This window comes from Kitasatospora sp. NPDC059088, from assembly GCF_042738155.1.
In the GTDB taxonomy this organism is placed as follows: Bacteria; Actinomycetota; Actinomycetes; order Streptomycetales; family Streptomycetaceae; genus Kitasatospora.
Window position 1 is genome coordinate 15850 of the sequence record NZ_JBHYGR010000027.1, and the last position, 16238, is coordinate 32087.

Below are 16238 nucleotides of genomic sequence, written 5' to 3' on the forward strand. Positions count from 1 at the left end.
CTGTTGCGGCACCCGGCGGCGGCCCCGGCGGCCGCCGCCTCGCGGGCGAGGCGCACGGCGTCGTCGGCGGAGCGCCCGGCCTGCGGTTCGACCTCGATGCCGAGGGCGCGCAGCCGGGCGACGGCCCGGTGGGCGGCGGGTTCGGCGTGGCCGGTGCCCGCCGCCGGGTTGGTGAGAACGGTGACCCTGCGGATGACGGTTCTCGGCGCGGTCACGGGATCAGCTTGCCGGGGTTGAGGATGCCCGCCGGGTCGAGTTCGGCCTTGACGGCGCGCAGGACGCGCACGCCGAGGTCGCCGATCTCGTCGGTCATCCAGGGCCGGTGGTCGGCGCCGACCGCGTGGTGGTGGGTGATGGTGCCGCCCGCGCCGAGGATGGCGTCGCCGGCGGCCTGCTTGGCGGCGCCCCAGCGGGTGAGCGGGTCCTCGCCGAGGGCGGCGACGACGGTGAAGTAGAGCGAGGCGCCGGTCGGGTAGACGTGCGAGATGTGGCACAGCACGAGCGAGCCGGGCAGGGCGGTGGTGAGGGCCTCGGTGACGGCGGCGCGCAGGCCGGCGAGCCGGCTCCAGTCGGTGGCCGTCTCCAGGGTCTCGCAGAGCGCGCCGGCGTTGAGCAGCGAGTCGCGCAGGTAGGGCGCGTTGAACCGGCCGTGCTCCCAGGCCTGGGCGGGCGCTTCGCCGAGCGAGGTGCCACCGGCGGCGAGCAGGACGGCGCGGGTGAGGTCGTGCCGGGCGGCGACCTGTTCGGCGGTGCCCTCGAAGACGGTGACGGCGAGGCAGCCGCTGACGGCGGGGGCGCCGCCGATCTGCTCCGTGAGGGCGAGGTTGATCATGGTCTCGGCCTCGTCGGAGAGCCGGATCACGGTGGGGCCGGTGCCCTGCTGCTCGACGGCGCGCAGCGCCGCCGCCCCGGTGGCGAAGTCGGGGAAGCTCCACGCCTCGTACGCCTTGACGGCGGGCAGCGGGTGCACGCGCAGGCGCACGGCGGTGATGACGCCGAGGGTGCCCTCGGAGCCGAGGAAGAGCTGGCGCAGGTCGGGGCCCGCGGCGGAGGCGGGGGCGCGGCCGAGGTCGAGCGTCCCGCTGGGGGTGACCACGCGCAGGCCGCGGACCATGTCGTCGAAGCGCCCGTGGCCGGCCGAGTCCTGGCCGGAGGAGCGGGTGGCGGCGAAGCCGCCGATGGTGGCGTACCGGAAGCTCTGCGGGTAGTGGCCGAGCTCCCAGCCGCGCTCGGCGAGCAGGGCCTCGGCGGCGGGGCCGGTGAGGCCGGCGCCGAGCACGGCCTCGCCGGAGGTCTCGTCCAGGTCGAGGAGCCGGTCGAGGCGGCGCAGGTCGAGGGAGACGACGGCCCGCAGGCCGCCGCGCTCGGGGTCGAGCCCGCCGACCACGCTGGTGCCGCCGCCGAACGGGACGACGGCGAGGCGGCGCTCGGCGCAGACGGCGAGGACGGCGGCGATCTCCTGCTCGCTGCCGGGCAGCAGGACGGCGTCGGGCGCGTCCTGCTCGGCGCGGCTGCGGCGGCGCAGCAGGTCGGGGGTGGACTTGCCGCCGGCCCGGGGCAGCCGGTCGGCGTCGGCAGTGCTGACGTGCTCCGCGCCGACGGCTGCGGCGAGCGCCGCGACGTCCTCGGCGGTGGCCCGGGTGGGGCGCAGCACGACCTCGGCGGCGCTCGGCCCGGGGGCGGCGTCGCCGGTGACGCCGAGGGCGGCGGCGAGCAGTCCCTTGATGTCCGCGGACAGCTCCTTGGCGAGGGCCGGGTCGCCCCAGGCGTTCCACTTCATCGGGGGGAGCGGCAGCGCGGCTGCGGCCGCTCCCGCTTGCGTCTCAGGTGCCATGCGTTACAGTTTCACACATCATGTCAAGTAGTAACGCCACGGCCGGAGCGCCGCGCAGTACCGATGACGCGATCCTGGACGCCGCCGCCGACCTGGTCGTGCACCTCGGCGTCCGCCGCACCCAGCTGGCCGAGATCGCGCGCCGCGCCGGGGTCAGCCGCCCGACCGTCTACCGGCGCTGGCCGGACGTCCAGGCGGTGATCGGGGCGCTGCTCACCCGCGAGATCATGGCCACCCTGGAGAGCACCTCGCTGGGCGTACCCGACCGGGGGACCCCGGGGGACCGCGGGACCGCCGTGGACCGGGAGACCTCCGCGGACCGGGAGGCCTTCATGGGCCGCGAGGCCTTCGTGGACCAGGTGGTCGAGGTCGCCGTCCGGCTGCGCGACCACCCCGTGCTCGGCGCCCTGCTCCACTCCGACGACTCCGACCTGCTGCTCCAGTACGTGGTGGAGCGGCTCGGCGAGAGCCAGCGCGGCCTGCTGGAGGCGCTGCGCACCGGCATCGCCCTCGGCCAGGCCGACGGTTCGGTCCGGGCCGGGGAGCCGACCGAGCTGGCCGCCATGGTCCTGCTGATCGCCCAGTCCACCGTCCAGTCGCACCGCATGGTCGCCTCCCTGCTGCCCGAGGCGGCCTGGCGGCGCGAACTGGCCAGAGCGCTGAACGGATACCTCGCGCCATGACCTCCAAGGCCGACCGCTTCGCCGGCACCGCCCAGCTCAACGGCGTCCGACGGACGCACGAACTCGACGCGCTCGCCGCCGACCCGCGGATCGACCTGCTGGTGATCGGCGGCGGGGTGACCGGCGCCGGGGTGGCGCTGGACGCCGCCGCCCGCGGCCTGCGGACCGTCCTCGTCGAGGCCCGCGACCTGGCCTTCGGGACCAGCCGCTGGAGCTCCAAGCTGGTGCACGGCGGCCTGCGCTACCTCGCCTCCGGGCGGGTCAAGGTCGCCCGGGAGAGCGCCGTCGAGCGCGGCGTGCTGATGACCCGCACCGCCCCGCACCTGGTCCGCGCGCTGCCCCAACTGGTGCCGCTGCTCCCGGACCTGCTGCGCCCGGGCCAGGCCGCGCTGATCCGCGCGGGCTTCCACGCCGGGGACGCGCTGCGGCTGAGCGCCGGGACCCCGGGCGCCCTGCTGCCCCGGGTCCGCCGGATCGACGCGGCCCGGACCAGGCAGCTGGTGCCGGGCGTGCGGACCGACGGCCTGCGCGGCGCGCTGGTCGCCAATGACGGCCAACTCGTCGACGACGCCCGGCTGGTGGTCGCGCTGGCGCGCACCGCCGCGCAGTACGGGGCGAGCGTGCTGACCCGGGTGCGGGCCGAGTCCGTCACCGGGACCTCCGCCGAGCTGGTCGACGCGCTCAGCGGTCAGTCGGTGACCGTCACCGCGGGCGCGGTGGTCAACGCCACCGGGGTCTGGGCCGGCGAGGTGGACACCTCGATCAAGCTGCGCCCCAGCCGGGGCACCCACCTGCTGGTGGACGCCGCGACCCTCGGGTACCCGGTGGCCGCGCTCACCGTGCCGGTGCCCGGCTCCACCAGCCGCTTCGTCTTCGCGCTGCCGCAGCAGCTCGGCCGGGTCGCCGTCGGCCTGACCGACGAGGACGCCCCGGGCCCGGTCCCGGACGAGCCGCAGCCCACCGAGGCCGAGCTGGACTTCCTCCTCGACACCGTCAACGCGGCCCTCGCCACCGCGCTGACCAGGGCGGACGTACGCGGCGCCTACGCCGGGCTGCGCCCGCTGATCGACACCGGGGGCGGGAACACCGCCGACATCTCCCGGGAGCACGCGGTGCTGGAGTCCCCGTCCGGGGTGATCACCGTGGTCGGCGGCAAGCTCACCACCTACCGGCGGATGGCCGAGGACGCGGTGGACACCGCCGTCCGGCTGCGCGGCCTGCCCGCCCGCACCTGCTGGACGGCCCGGCTGCCGCTGGTCGGCGCCCCCGGCCACCGGGACAGCCGCCCGCTGCCGATCCAGGGGGTGCCCGCCTCGCTGGTCGCCCGGCACGGCGGACTGTCCCACGAGGTCATGGCGGCGGGGGAGTCGGCGCCGGTGGCGGAGGGCCTCGACGTGACCCGCGCCGAGATCGCGTACGCGGTCACCCACGAGGGCGCGCTGGACGCCGCCGACGTGCTGCACCGGCGGACCAGGATCGGGCTGGTGGCGGAGGACGCCGAACGGGCCCGGAAGGCGGTCGAGGAGATCGTCGGGGAACTCGCCGCCGGGGAGTAGCGGGGCAGCGGGGTGTCGGGGACGCGCTGGGCGTTCAGCCGCCCTGGGGGAAGGGAGCGAGGTCCGGCTCGACCCAGGCGGTGCGGGCCCGGTCGCCGGCCAGGGTCTCCGGTCGGTAGTGGCGGGCGAGCAGATCACGGTCGAGCAGCTCGGGGTGGTGCGCGCAGAACTCCTTGAAGTCGGCCGCGCCGCCCTCGGCGTGGCGGGCCACCAGCTCGACCCAGGCCCTGGTCATGGTGACGTGGAACCTCTGCGGCGCCCCGGCCTTCGTGGCGGTGCGGCGGATGCCCTCGCCGACCAGGTCGAGCGCGGCGGCGGCGCCGTGCCGGCGGACGGCGAGCCAGGTGAGCCGGACGTGCTGCGGGTGGCCGAAGCGTTCGGCGCCGGCCATCACCTCGCGCAGCAGCCCGTCGAAGGCGTCGGGGGCGGCGGGGGCGGTGGGGGAGGTCATCGGGAGGCCTTCGGGCGGGCGGCGGTGGACGGGGGATTGTAGTGTTCCACGGCATTCCTCCGCACATGCCCCTTGTGGGCCGGATCAGCGCGCGGTGTGCTCCGGCATCGGGTGTTCGGCGCCCGCCAACTCCAGCACGCAGGCCAGCGGGTGCTCCGCCCGGCCCGTCCGGTCCAGTCGGACGGCCAGGGGCCGCGGCGGTTCCTCGGCGAGTTGCCCGGACAGCGTCAGCGGGTAGCCGCCGTGGCCGTGGGTGCGGTGGAAGGCGCACTCCTTGCCGTCCACCAGCAGTTCGGTCTCGGTGATCCAGCCGGAGCGGACGTTGACGGTGACCGAGTGTCCGTCCCGGTCGAGGTGGAAGCTGTACCGCTGGCGCATGGAAACCTCCCGCGAGGGGCCTCGGAACGGGGACGGCCAAGGGGATCCACCGCCAGTCTAGGGCCTGTCTCTTGGATTCTGCCGGGTCAGGCCGCGGCGTTGGGGTGCGTGCATCGCAAGGCGGAGGAGGGAGCCACTGCGGAGCATTGGCGACTGACGACAACGCGGCGAGGTGCGTGCCCCGGCGTCGCGGACCCGGCAGGAACCCGGGAGACAGGCCTGAACGCCGCCGGGCCCCGGAGCAGAGAATGCTCCGGGGCCCGGCGGCAGTGGGTGGCGAGGACCGGGGGTGCGTCAGTCGTCGCCGCGCAGGATCGCGATCAGTCGCAGCATCTCCATGTAGATCCAGACCAGCGACAGGGTGAGCCCGAAGGCGGCCCGCCAGGACTCGCGCTGCGGGGCGCCCTGGGCGATGGCCTCCTCGATCGACGCGAAGTCCAGCGACAGGAAGAAGGCGCCCAGGCCGATGCCGATCAGGCCGACCACGATGCCCAGCGGGCCGGAGCGCAGGCCCATGTCGGCGCCGAAGGCCATCGCGATGACGTTGACCAGCATCAGCAGCACGAAGCCCAGGGCGATCGCCAGGCCGATCCGCTGGTAGCGCGCGGTGACCCGGATCCGGCCGCTCTTGTAGGCGAACAGCATCGCCGCGAAGACCGCCGCCGTGCCCAGCACCGCCTGGATCACGATGCCGTTCAGCATGGTGTTGAAGGCGTGCGAGACGGCGCCCATGGCGAAGCCCTGGAGGGCCGCGTAGGTCAGGATCAGCGGCGGGCTGACGCTGTTCTTGAACGAGACCACCAGGCCGACGACCATGGCCACCAGGCTGGCGCCGATCGCGAAGCCGAAGTTCTCGAACGGCAGCGTGAACCAGGCCACCGCACCGGCGGCGACCAGGGTGAGCAGCGTCATCGCCGTGCGGGCGACCACGTCGTCGAGCGTCATCCGCCCGGTGGCCGCCGGGCCGGCCGACGGCCCGTTGTACATCTGGTAGAGCTGCTCGTCCGTCAGCGGGCCCTGCCCCTGCGGCTGGGCGTAGGGCGTGCCCGCGTACGGGTTGCCGTGCTGGCCCCCGGCCTGCGCGGTGCCACCGAACCCCGCGTAACCGGGCTCGCGGGTGAAAGAACCCTCCCGCGAGAAGACCGGGTTGCTGCTTCTCATGTGCACATTCCCTCCGTGGCGGCACTGCACCGCCCAGGTACCAGGGTAATGGCTTGGCAAAAATTCCGGGATACGCCGCGAGGAGGATCCGGTGAACGACTCCCGGCGGGGACGCCGGAGGCGCCCCCGCGGGTCGTTGCGGTGCCCGGAGCCGGACTCGAACCGGCACGGCCTCGCGGCCAAGCAGTTTTAAGCTGCCCGTGTCTGCGTTCCACCATCCGGGCGTCCTGCGAACCACCCCTGAGACTAGTCGCCCGGCTCACCCTTTCGCATGTTCCCAGCCCGGGAAGTTGTCATGTTTCCTTGCCATCTGACGAACAGTTCGAGATTCGGCCACGAAGCACGGTGATTCCGGCCACCGCACCGTCCTCAGGGTTCCCGTCATACCCCAGGAGGAGGGTCCGGCACCGCCCGTACGCCCAGCGGTGGTCGGGCCAACCGTTCGAGGGGTCGACGCCGAACCATGATCACGTCGCGGAGCATGGAGGTACGAATCCGCGAACCCCCGAGGAGCACCCCCGTGACCACGTCGACCGCAACCGCCGTCCGTACCGGCCTGGCGGCCGCCCGCGCCACCGGCCTGAACAAGGTCTACGGGGAGGGGGAGACCCGGGTCGTCGCCCTGGACAACGTCAGCGTCACCTTCCCCCAGGGCGAGTACACCGCCATCATGGGCCCCTCCGGCTCCGGCAAGTCCACCCTCATGCACTGCATGGCCGGCCTGGACACCGTCTCCTCCGGCTCCACCACCATCGGCGACACCGAACTCGTCGGCCTCAAGGACAGGCAGCTCACCCAGCTGCGCCGCGACCACATCGGCTTCATCTTCCAGGCCTTCAACCTGCTCCCCACCCTGACCGCCCTGGAGAACATCACCCTCCCCATGGACATCGCCGGCCGCAAGGCCGACCGGGCCTGGCTCGACCGCGTCGTCGACACCGTCGGCCTCTCCGGCCGCCTCAGCCACCGCCCCTCCCAGCTCTCCGGCGGCCAGCAGCAGCGCGTCGCCTGCGCCCGCGCCCTCGCCGGAAAGCCCGACATCATCTTCGCCGACGAACCCACCGGCAACCTCGACTCCCGCTCCGGCGCCGAGATCCTCTCCTTCCTGCGCAACTCCGTACGCGAACTCGGCCAGACCGTCGTCATGGTCACCCACGACCCCGTCGCCGCCGCCTACGCCGACCGCGTCGTCTTCCTCGCCGACGGCAAGATCGTCGACGAACTCCACAACCCCACCGCCGACACCGTCCTGGACCGCATGCGCCGCTTCGACGCCAAGGGCCGCACCAGCTGAGCCCGTTCGCACGTCCGAGCCCACCTGCCCCCGAGTACCCCCAGGACTGACGCTCCCCCATGTTCCGCACCGCACTGCGCAACGTACTGGCCCACAAGGGCCGCCTGCTGATGACGATGCTCGCCGTCATGCTCGGCACCGCCTTCGTCGCCGGCACGCTCATCTTCACCGACACCATGGGCCAGGCCCTCCGGAGCCAGAACTCCAAGAGCTACGCCGACATCGCCGTCACGGTCAGCGACGACGCGGCCGTCAGCAACGGCTACGACGTCGGCGCGATCGCCGCCGACACCCCCAACCTCACCGAGGAGACCCGGAAGAAGGTCGCCGCCCTGCCCGGCACCGCCGAGGCCCGCGGCGTCGTCAGCGGCTTCGCCGGCATCGCGGACAAGAAGGGCGCGCTGATCGGCAACGGCTTCTCCACCACCGGCACCAACTACGTGCCGGGCGCCGACGGCACCGACCCGCGCTACCCGCTGGTCGAGGGCCGCGGCCCCAAGGACGCCACCGAGATCGCGTTGGACACCAAGACCGCCGAGAAGGGCGGCTACAAGGTCGGCGACACCGTCCGGGTCGCCGTCAACGGGCCGGTGATGCAGCTCAAGCTCACCGGCACCCTGCACACCAACGACCCGCGGGTGATCGCCGGCGGCTCGCTGGCCGCCTTCGACACCGCCACCGCCCAGTCGCTCTACCTGAGCCCCGGCCGCTTCGCGGAGCTGGACGTCAAGGCCAAGCCGGGCACCGGCGACGCCGCCCTGCTCACCGCCGTCAAGCAGGTGCTCCCCCAGGCCGACAACATCGAGGCCAAGACCGGCCGCGAACTGGCCGCCGAGCAGGACAAGATGATCGGCAAGCTCACCAAGGTCCTGAACACCTTCTTCCTGGGCTTCGCCGGCATCGCGCTGTTCGTCGGCGTCTTCATCATCGCCAACACCTTCTCCATGCTGGTCGCCCAGCGCACCCGGGAACTGGCGCTGCTGCGCGCCGTCGGCGCCACGCGTCGGCAGATCACCCGCTCGGTGAAGATCGAGGCCGTCCTGGTCGGCCTCACCGCCTCGGTCGGCGGCCTGCTGGCCGGCATCGGCATCGCCCTCGGCATCAAGGCGCTGCTCAACGGCCCGATGGACGCCAACCTGCCGGACGGCCCGCTGCTGGTCGCCCCGCTCACCGTCCTGACCTCGCTCGCGACCGGCGTGCTGGTCACCCTGGTGGCCGCCTGGCTGCCCGCCCGCCGGGCCTCCCGGATCGCACCCGTGGCGGCGATGAGCGCCACCGAGCAGCCCGCCACCCAGAAGAGCCTGGTGGTCCGCAACACCATCGGGCTGCTGTTCTCGGTCGCCGGACTGGGCTCGCTGGCCGCCGGCGTCAGCGGCAAGGAGGTCAAGCTGGTCGGCCTCGGCGCGGCCGCGCTGCTGCTCGGCGTGTTCGTGCTGACCCCGCTGCTGTCCCGACCGCTGATCGCGCTGCTCGCCCCCGTGCTGCGCGCCGTCTACGGCACCCCGGGCAAGCTCGCCCAGGAGAACGCCGTCCGCAACCCGCGCCGCACCGCGGCCACCGCCTCGGCGCTGACCATCGGCGTCACCCTGATCACCTCCCTGACCGTGATCGGCGCCTCGGTGAACAAGGCCGTGGACAACTCCGCGGACAGCGACATCAAGGCCGACTACACCGTCGCCATGCAGAACGGCTCGAAGCTCTCCGACGACGTCGCCGCCCAGGTCGCCAGGACGCCCGGCGTCAGCGTGATGAGCACCGAGCGCGGGCTCCCCGTCACCGTCGGCCAGGCCAAGGGCCAGGGCGAGGAGGACGGGAACCAGGAGTGGCTGACCGCGGTCGACGCGGCCACCATCGACCAGCTCGCCACCGTCAAGATCAAGGAGGGCTCCGCGGACGCCCTCAAGCAGGGCAAGCTGCTGGTCAGTTCCGGCCGCAGCGAGCGCGCCGGCTACAAGCTCGGCGACACCCTCGCCGTCACCTACCCGGACGGCACCAAGGGCGCGCTCACCGTCGGCGGCGTCCTGGAGGCCAACACCGCGCTGGCCAGCCTGATCGCGCCCGAGGCCGTGGTCGGCCCGCACGCCAAGCCGGGCTCCGGCCTGGACAAGATCCTCGTCAAGGGCACGAACGGCGCGACCGAGCAGCTCAAGCAGTCGCTCCGGGACGCCACCGGCGGCAACCCGCTGATCGCCGTCAAGGGCGACAAGGACATCAAGTCGGAGAGCAGGAAGACCGTCGACAGCATCCTGAACCTGATGTACGGGCTGCTCGGCATGTCCGTGGTGATCGCCGTCCTCGGCGTCGTCAACACCATGGCGATGTCGGTGTTCGAGCGCCGCCGGGAGATCGGCATGCTGCGGGCGATCGGCCTGGACCGGCTCGGCATCCGCCGGATGGTCCGGCTGGAGTCCCTGCTGATCGCGCTGTTCGGCGGCCTGGTCGGGGTCGGCCTGGGCATCCTGTCCGCCTGGGCGGTCGTCCGCACGATGGCCGGCGACCTCAAGGGCATCAGCACCGTGGTGCCGCCGCTGCAGATCGGCGGCTTCCTGCTCGCGGCCGCCGTGATCGGCCTGCTGGCCGCGCTCTGGCCGGCCTACCGGGCGGCGAAGCTGGACATCCTGGACGCGATCAAGAGCCAGTAGCCCCACCCCGCCACCCACGGAGCCCCGGACGGTCACAACCGTCCGGGGCTCCGGCCTTGCTCCTCGCGCCTGCCCGGGTGCCCGCCCCTTGTCTCTACGTCGCGTCCGTACGTCGCGTCCTCGCAGCTCGCCCCCTGCGTCTCGTGCCGGGGACCGGCATCGCGGGGCGGGGTGGGGGTGTGACTCCGAACCCGGAGCACGGGGCACGGGGCACCGCGCCGGAACGACAGCGCCCCGCCCGGCGGGGTGGCGGGCGGGGCGGTGCGGTGAGTTCTGCGGTGCGGCGTGCGCTCAACGGCCGGGGGTCAGGCGGTCGGCTTGGCCGTGACGGGCTTCGCCCGGTTCCCGAACAGGTTGAAGAACACGGCCAGCGTGGGCAGCAGGTACGCCAGCCAGACGACCAGCTGGAGCACCGTCGGGTCCGGCTGGAAGTTGAACACGCCCTTGAGCAGGGTGCCGTACCAGCTGTCCTTGGGGATGGTGCTGGAGATGTCGAAGGCCGTGGCGTGCAGGCCGGGCAGCCAGCCGGCCTCCTGGAGGTCGTGGACGCCGTAGGCGAGGACGCCGGCCGCGACCACGACCAGCATCGCGCCGGTCCAGGTGAAGAACTTGGCCAGGTTGATCTTCAACGCGCCGCGGTAGAACAGCCAGCCGAGGACCACCGAGGTGAGCAGGCCGAGCGCGGCGCCGACCAGCGGGTTCCAGCCGTCGTCGGTGGCCTGCACCGCGGACCAGATGAACAGCGCGGTCTCCAGGCCCTCGCGGCCCACCGCCAGGAAGGAGGTGACCACCAGCGCCGTGGTGCCCATCGCGATCGCCGCGTCCAACTTGCCGTGCAGCTCGGTCTTGAGGTGCCGGGCGGTGCGCCGCATCCAGAACACCATCCAGGTCACCAGCCCGACCGAGATGATCGACAGCGAGCCGCCGAGCGCCTCCTGGGCCTCGAAGGTGAGCTGCGAGGAACCGAACTGGAGGACCGCGCCGAAGACCATGGAGAGCACCACGGCCGCGGTGACGCCGAGCCACACCGGCGGCAGCTTGTCCCGGCGGTCGGTCTTGACCAGGTACGCGATCAGGATGCAGACGACCAGGCTGGCTTCGAGGCCTTCGCGCAGGCCGATCAGGTAGTTGCCGAACACGGCTGACTCCTAGAGGTGTTGGAGGTGGGAAGGCTCAGCCGAAGAGGGCCTGACCCCACCACTCCCCCGGCTTGCGGACACCCGCCGGGCAGGCGAAGTGGGCGGAGCCGACGTGCTGGATGTACTCGTTGAGCTTGTCCGTGGCCGCGAGCCGCTGCTGGAGCGGGACGAAGGCCTTGCGGGTGTCGCGCTGGTAGGCGAGGAAGAACAGTCCGGCGTCCAGGCGGCCGAGGCCGTCGGTGCCGTCGGTGAAGGAGAAGCCGCGGCGCAGGATCATCAGGCCGTTGTTGGCGTCCGGGTGGGCCAGGGCGACGTGGGAGGTCGCGGGCATCGCCTTGAGGTCGGGGGCGTCGTGCTCCTTGGCCTTGCCGTACGGGGCGCCCTCGCCCTTGGTGCGGCCGAAGGTGTCCTCCTGGTCCTTGAGCGGGGCGCGGTCCCAGGTCTCGATGTGCATCCGGATCCGCCGGGCGACCAGGTAGGAGCCGCCGGTCATCCACTCCGGGCCGTCGCCGGGGGCGGCCCAGACGTGCTCGGCGAGGTTGGCGCCGTCGCTGCCCGCGATGTTGTGGGTGCCGTCCTTGAACCCCATCAGGTTGCGCGGGGTCTGCTGGTCCGGGGTGGTCGAGGAGGTCTTGCCGAAGCCGAGCTGGGACCAGCGGATGTTGACGGTGCCCATGCCGATCCGGGCCAGGTTGCGGATCGCGTGCACCGCGACCTGCGGGTCGTCGGCGCAGGCCTGGACGCACAGGTCGGCGCCGCTGCGCAGCGGGTCGAGCTTGTCGCCCTTGAAGGTGGGCAGCTCGATCAGGGCCTCGGGTCGCTGGGCCTTGAGGCCGAAGCGGTCGACGCCGTCCTTCTCGAACAGGCCGGGGCCGAAGCCGATGGTGAGGGTGAGCCGGGAGGCGGGCAGGCCGAGGGCCTCCCCGGTGTCGTCCGGCGGGGCCTCGGCGGAGGCCGGGACGGCGCCGGTGCCGACCTCGCGGCCGCCGGTCATCGCGGCGGCCGCCTTGGTCCACTCCTTGAGCAGCTTGACCAGGGACTCCCGGGTGGCCTTCTCGGAGACGTCGAAGGCCGCGAAGTGCAGCCGGTCCTGGACGGGGGTGGCGATGCCCGCCTGGTGGTCGCCGTAGAACGGGACCTCCGCGGCGACCGTCGCAGCGGCCGCCGGGACGGGGTCGTCGTCCTGGCGGCTCGCCGCCGCGACCGACCCGACGGCCGCGGCGCCGAGCGCGACGCCCGCGCCGGCCCAGCCGATGACGGCGCGGCGGCTGACCGCGCCCGGGTTGGCGGTGGCGGCAGCGGCCGGAGCGCCCTGCTGCTGCTCGTTCTCGGCGTCCATCGGCGGGCGGGCCCTTCTCACTCTTGCTGAACTACTGACCTGCGGAACTACGGAACTGCTGACCTGCGGAACCGCTGGCCTACCGGCTTGCTGGCCTGCGGAACTACGGAGCTGCGGTGACGGCCGAACCCGGTTCGGCGGTCGGCTACTTGACGACGACGGCGGCGGCCAGCTTCGACAGCGGCTCGCCCAGCGAGTTGACCGCGTCGGAGAAGGTCTTGCGCTCGGCCTCGGTGACCTTGTCGTACGGGGTGAAGGTGCCGTCGGCCTGCTTGTACTTGGCGAGCAGGGCGTTGATGGCGGTGAACTCGGAGTCGAGGGTCTTCGACAGCTCCGGGTTCTTCTCGGCGGCGACCGGCTTCAACAGCTCGTAGGCCTTCTGGGCACCCTCGACGTTGGCCTGGAAGTCCGCGAGGTCGGTGTGGCTGTAGCGGTCCTCCTCACCGGTGATCTTGTTGGTGGCGACCTCGTCGAGCAGTTCCTTGGCGCCGTTGGCCATGCTGGTCGCGGTGATCTCCGCCTCGGGGATCTTCTTCTGCCAGTCCTTGAGGTCGGCGACCAGCTGGTCGGCGAGGGTCTTCTCCTCGTCGCCGATCCTGGCGTCGGCCCAGAGGGCCTTCTCCAGCCGGTGCCAGCCGGTCCAGGCCTGGCCCTGCTCCAGCTTGTCCTCACGGGTGTCGGTCTTGGGGTCGACGTCGCCGAAGCTCTCGGCGACCGGCTCGGTGCGCTCCCAGCCGGTGCGCGAGGGGGCGTACAGCGACTTGGCCTTCTCCAGGTCGCCGCCCTTGATCGCGGCGGCGAAGGCCTCGACGGCCGGGACGGTGGCGTCGGCCTGCTCCTGGGCGTACTTGCGGTAGGCGTCGACGGCGGCGGCCAGGCGCGGGTCGGCGGGGGCGGCGCTGCCGCTGTCGCCGGTCACGGTGATCTTCTGGCGGATGCCGTCGCCGACCATGCCGGGCTTGCAGGCGACCTCGTAGCTGCCGGCCTTGATCTCGGCGTTGATGCTGGCCTTGGTCCCGGGGCCGATGTTCTCCCGCTCGGTGACGATCTTGTCGCCGGCGGCGTAGACGTACACCTCGGTGGTCTTGGAGCCCTTGTTGCTGATGTCGATCACCACGTGACCGGCCGGGAAGCTGGTCTTCGAGACCTCGCAGGCGGTGTCGGTGGCGTTGACCTTGACCGCGTCCGAGCCGCCCGCCTTGTCGTCCTTCTTCGACGCGCAGCCGGCCAGGGCGGCGGTGGCCACGGCGAGGCTGAGCAGCGCGGCTGCGGTGGAACGGCGGCGGGCGGACATGGGGGCTCCAACGGAAAAGGGCATGGGGGTGCCAAGGCCGGGTAAAGCGCCGGCCGGGCCGGTGCCTCCTGATTAGCTAAGGCATACCTTACGTAAGAAGTCTTTACCGTCCATACCCGGCCCCCTGCCCTGCCCGAACCGTTACCTCCCCGGCGCGCGGCGGGCGGCGGCGCGGGCCGTCCAGCGGCCGTCCTGGCGGCTGATCCGGATCGGGTGGCCGAAGGTCGCGCTGATCAGCTCCGTGGTCATCACCTCGTCCACCGGACCGGCCGCCAGGCACTCGCCCTCACGCAGCAGCAGCGCGTGAGTGGTGCTCTCCGGCAGCTCCTCCAGGTGGTGGGTGACCAGCACGCTGGCCAGTTCGGGGTGCTGGTGGCGCAGCAGGTCCAGGCTGTCCAGCAGCAGCTCGCGGGCGGTCAGGTCGAGGCCGGTGGCGGGCTCGTCGAGCAGCAGCAGGCGGGGGCTGGGCATCAGCGCGCGGGCGATCAGGGCCCGGCCGCGCTCGCCCTGGGAGAGCGTGGTCCACGGGGCCTCCGCCATCGCGGCCATGCCGAGGGTCTCGATCAGCTGCTCGGCCCGCTCCACCGCCTCGGGGGCGGGCTTGCGGTGCCACTCCGGCTCGATGGTGTTGGTGTGGCCGGTGAGCACCACCTCGCGCACGCTGAGCGGCGAGCGCAGCGGGTGGCGCGGGTTGACGTGCCCGAGGTGGGCGCGCAGCTCGCGGATGTCGACCCGGCCGAGCCGGCGGCCGAGCACGTCCACCGTGCCGCGGGTGGGGTGGGAGACCGCGCCGAGCAGGGCGAGCAGGGTGGACTTGCCCGCCCCGTTGGGGCCGAGCAGTGCCCAGTGCTCGCCGGGCCGGATCTCCAGGGTGATGCCGCGCAGCAGGTGCCGGCCGTCGCGCACGACGTCGACGTCCTGGGTGCGCAGCAGCGGGCCGTCGAAGGACGGGGCCATGGGGCGATTCTCCGATCGTGGTGCCGGTCAGGGGGGCGGGGCGCCGTACCCGACCGGCCCGGCGCCGACCGTCCGTGTGCACCGTACAACCGTCGGCCGGGGCCGAGCCGGGCCGTCCGAGGAGTGAACCGTCCAGAACCCTGTCGTGCGGGAGGAGTTGGGAGGAACATGGTGCTCTTCCGTGGGGGCGAGGGGGAGGCGTGATGGTGGCGGACGAGGAACGGCCGGGCAGTCTGCACGCTCTGGTCGAGCGGCAGGCCCGCCGGGCGCCGGGGGCGGTGGCGGTGCGCTGCGGCGAGGCGGAGCTGACGTACGGGGAACTGGACGCCCGGGCGGACCGGTTGGCGGCCGTACTGGTGGGGCGCGGGCTGGCCCCCGGCGGCCTGGCGGCGGTCGCGCTGGGCCGGGGCACCGAGGTGTACGTGGCGCTGCTCGCGGTACTCAAGGCGGGCGCCGCCTTCGTGCCGCTGGAGCCGACCGCGCCCGACGCACTGCTGCGGCACGTGCTGACCGACGCCGCGCCCCGCCTGGTGGTCACCGAGCGGCGCCACCTGGTCCGGCTCGCGGACGCGGACGGCGCCGAGGTGGTCTGCGTCGACGACCAGGACCAGCCGGACGGCGGGTTCGAGCGGCCGGACGGAGGGTTCGAGCGGCCGGAGGTCACCCCCGGCGACCTCGCCTGCGTGTTCTACACCTCCGGCTCCACCGGCCTGCCCACCGGCGCGCTGGTCGAGCACCGCAACCTGCTGGCCGCGTACGCGGGTTGGCGCGAGGTGTACGGGCTGACGCCCGAGGACCGGATCCTGCAGACGGCCAGCCTGGAGTTCGACGTCTTCACCGCCGACTGGGTGCGCGCGCTGGGCACCGGCGCCACCCTGGTGGTCACCCCGTTCAACCTCACGCTGGACCGCACCGCCGACCTCGCCGCGCTGCCCGCGCTGGTCGCGGAGGAGCGGATCACGGTCATGGAGCTGAACGTCCGCACCGCGCGTCGGCTCACCGACCTGCTGTCCGTGACCCGCGCCGGGCTGCCGGGAGTACGGCTGCTCACCGTCGGCGCCGAGAAGTGGTACCTGGACGAGCAGTTGGCGCTGCAACGGCTGCTCGGCGAGGGCACCAGGGTGCTGAACGTCTACGGCCTGGCCGAGGCCACCGTCGACAGCACCTGGTTCGAGGTGCGCGGCGCGGCCGCGGCCCCCGGCGCGGAGCGGGTCTCGCTGGTCGGCCGGCCCTTCCCCGGCACCCGGGTGTACGTGCTCGGCCCCCGGGCCACCCCGGTGCCGCCCGGGCGGGTCGGCGAGATCGCCGTCGCCGGCTCCGGCCTGACCCGCGGCTACCTGGGCCGGCCGGTGGACACCGCCCGCCGCTTCATCCGGGCGAGGTTCGATCCGGACGGTCGGGTGCTGCTGACCGGCGACCTCGGGGTGCTGCGGGAGGACGGCGTCCTGGAGTTCGTCGGCCGGGCCACCACCGTGGTCGGACCGCTCGGCGCGGACCGGCCGACCACGGT

At 73.2% G+C, this 16238-nt stretch carries 14 protein-coding genes and 1 tRNA gene; 5 read left to right on the plus strand and 10 right to left on the minus strand.

The features are described from left to right. Together ACFWXO_RS14825 and ACFWXO_RS14830 are read right to left on the minus strand one after the other, a co-directional pair. The coding region (locus ACFWXO_RS14825; protein ID WP_380524254.1) for a diacylglycerol kinase family protein at window positions 1-215 on the minus strand (215 nt) is incomplete at its 3' end. Beyond that, window positions 212-1834: an FAD-binding oxidoreductase gene (locus tag ACFWXO_RS14830; RefSeq protein WP_380524256.1), complete on the minus strand. Its 1623-nt coding sequence runs from the start codon at window positions 1832-1834 to the stop codon at window positions 212-214. The genes ACFWXO_RS14830 and ACFWXO_RS14825, both read right to left, overlap by 4 nt. Before the next feature lie 20 nt (window positions 1835-1854). Between ACFWXO_RS14830 and ACFWXO_RS14835 the strand changes: the two genes are divergently transcribed. Together ACFWXO_RS14835 and ACFWXO_RS14840 are read left to right on the plus strand one after the other, a co-directional pair. Next, window positions 1855-2517 (plus strand): TetR/AcrR family transcriptional regulator, encoded by a 663-nt coding sequence (locus ACFWXO_RS14835; RefSeq protein ID WP_380524258.1) that lies wholly within the window; start codon window positions 1855-1857, stop codon window positions 2515-2517. Further along, the gene (locus ACFWXO_RS14840) at window positions 2514-4073 is read left to right on the plus strand and encodes a glycerol-3-phosphate dehydrogenase/oxidase (protein ID WP_380524260.1); all 1560 of its coding nucleotides are present in this window, start codon (window positions 2514-2516) and stop codon (window positions 4071-4073) included. Before ACFWXO_RS14835 ends, ACFWXO_RS14840 begins: the two co-directional genes overlap by 4 nt. Window positions 4074-4107: 34 nt before the next feature. Here the strand turns inward: ACFWXO_RS14840 and ACFWXO_RS14845 are convergent, their stop codons facing one another. From ACFWXO_RS14845 to ACFWXO_RS14860, 4 genes are all read right to left on the minus strand, one after another. Next, window positions 4108-4524, minus strand: coding sequence for a hypothetical protein (locus ACFWXO_RS14845; RefSeq protein ID WP_380524262.1), 417 nt, complete (start codon window positions 4522-4524; stop codon window positions 4108-4110). 84 nt (window positions 4525-4608) lie between these two features. Next, window positions 4609-4902, minus strand: coding sequence for a hypothetical protein (locus ACFWXO_RS14850; protein ID WP_375894208.1), 294 nt, complete (start codon window positions 4900-4902; stop codon window positions 4609-4611). A 294-nt stretch (window positions 4903-5196) separates the two neighbouring features. Next, window positions 5197-6063 carry a Bax inhibitor-1/YccA family protein gene (locus tag ACFWXO_RS14855; RefSeq protein WP_375884525.1) on the minus strand — a complete coding sequence of 289 codons (867 nt, stop codon included), beginning with the start codon at window positions 6061-6063 and terminating at the stop codon, window positions 5197-5199. 142 nt (window positions 6064-6205) lie between these two features. Beyond that, a tRNA-Leu gene (locus tag ACFWXO_RS14860) sits at window positions 6206-6287 on the minus strand. A 257-nt stretch (window positions 6288-6544) separates the two neighbouring features. Here ACFWXO_RS14860 and ACFWXO_RS14865 point away from each other — a divergent pair. Together ACFWXO_RS14865 and ACFWXO_RS14870 are read left to right on the plus strand one after the other, a co-directional pair. Beyond that, window positions 6545-7357, plus strand: a complete 813-nt coding sequence (locus tag ACFWXO_RS14865; protein ID WP_380524265.1) for an ABC transporter ATP-binding protein — start codon at window positions 6545-6547, stop codon at window positions 7355-7357. A 59-nt stretch (window positions 7358-7416) separates the two neighbouring features. Then, entirely contained in the window at window positions 7417-9999 is a 2583-nt protein-coding gene (locus tag ACFWXO_RS14870; protein ID WP_380524267.1) for an ABC transporter permease, read from the plus strand. A gap of 305 nt (window positions 10000-10304) precedes the next feature. Here the strand turns inward: ACFWXO_RS14870 and efeU are convergent, their stop codons facing one another. The 4 genes from efeU to ACFWXO_RS14890 form a co-directional block, all read right to left on the minus strand. Further along, window positions 10305-11138, minus strand: coding sequence for an iron uptake transporter permease EfeU (efeU, locus tag ACFWXO_RS14875; RefSeq protein ID WP_380524269.1), 834 nt, complete (start codon window positions 11136-11138; stop codon window positions 10305-10307). 34 nt (window positions 11139-11172) lie between these two features. Then, window positions 11173-12477, minus strand: coding sequence for an iron uptake transporter deferrochelatase/peroxidase subunit (efeB, locus tag ACFWXO_RS14880; protein WP_380524271.1), 1305 nt, complete (start codon window positions 12475-12477; stop codon window positions 11173-11175). A 145-nt stretch (window positions 12478-12622) separates the two neighbouring features. After that, window positions 12623-13771 carry an iron uptake system protein EfeO gene (efeO, locus tag ACFWXO_RS14885; protein WP_380524273.1) on the minus strand — a complete coding sequence of 383 codons (1149 nt, stop codon included), beginning with the start codon at window positions 13769-13771 and terminating at the stop codon, window positions 12623-12625. A 141-nt stretch (window positions 13772-13912) separates the two neighbouring features. After that, window positions 13913-14728, minus strand: coding sequence for an ABC transporter ATP-binding protein (locus ACFWXO_RS14890; RefSeq protein ID WP_380524275.1), 816 nt, complete (start codon window positions 14726-14728; stop codon window positions 13913-13915). Window positions 14729-14931: 203 nt separating this feature from the next. On the opposite strand from ACFWXO_RS14890, the gene ACFWXO_RS14895 reads away from it, so the two are divergent. After that, on the plus strand, window positions 14932-16238 hold a 1307-nt coding region (locus ACFWXO_RS14895), incomplete at its 3' end, for an AMP-binding protein (RefSeq protein ID WP_380524277.1).

Bases quoted from the DNA above. Each gene is read 5' to 3' on its own strand.
- ACFWXO_RS14830 (WP_380524256.1), bottom strand. From the start codon at position 1,834: ATGGCACCTGAGACGCAAGCGGGAGCGGCCGCAGCCGCGCTGCCGCTC.
- ACFWXO_RS14835 (WP_380524258.1), top strand. From the start codon at position 1,855: ATGTCAAGTAGTAACGCCACGGCCGGAGCGCCGCGCAGTACCGATGAC.
- ACFWXO_RS14840 (WP_380524260.1), top strand. From the start codon at position 2,514: ATGACCTCCAAGGCCGACCGCTTCGCCGGCACCGCCCAGCTCAACGGC.
- ACFWXO_RS14845 (WP_380524262.1), bottom strand. From the start codon at position 4,524: ATGACCTCCCCCACCGCCCCCGCCGCCCCCGACGCCTTCGACGGGCTG.
- ACFWXO_RS14850 (WP_375894208.1), bottom strand. From the start codon at position 4,902: ATGCGCCAGCGGTACAGCTTCCACCTCGACCGGGACGGACACTCGGTC.
- ACFWXO_RS14855 (WP_375884525.1), bottom strand. From the start codon at position 6,063: ATGAGAAGCAGCAACCCGGTCTTCTCGCGGGAGGGTTCTTTCACCCGC.
- ACFWXO_RS14865 (WP_380524265.1), top strand. From the start codon at position 6,545: ATGGAGGTACGAATCCGCGAACCCCCGAGGAGCACCCCCGTGACCACG.
- ACFWXO_RS14870 (WP_380524267.1), top strand. From the start codon at position 7,417: ATGTTCCGCACCGCACTGCGCAACGTACTGGCCCACAAGGGCCGCCTG.
- efeB (WP_380524271.1), bottom strand. From the start codon at position 12,477: ATGGACGCCGAGAACGAGCAGCAGCAGGGCGCTCCGGCCGCTGCCGCC.
- efeO (WP_380524273.1), bottom strand. From the start codon at position 13,771: ATGTCCGCCCGCCGCCGTTCCACCGCAGCCGCGCTGCTCAGCCTCGCC.
- ACFWXO_RS14890 (WP_380524275.1), bottom strand. From the start codon at position 14,728: ATGGCCCCGTCCTTCGACGGCCCGCTGCTGCGCACCCAGGACGTCGAC.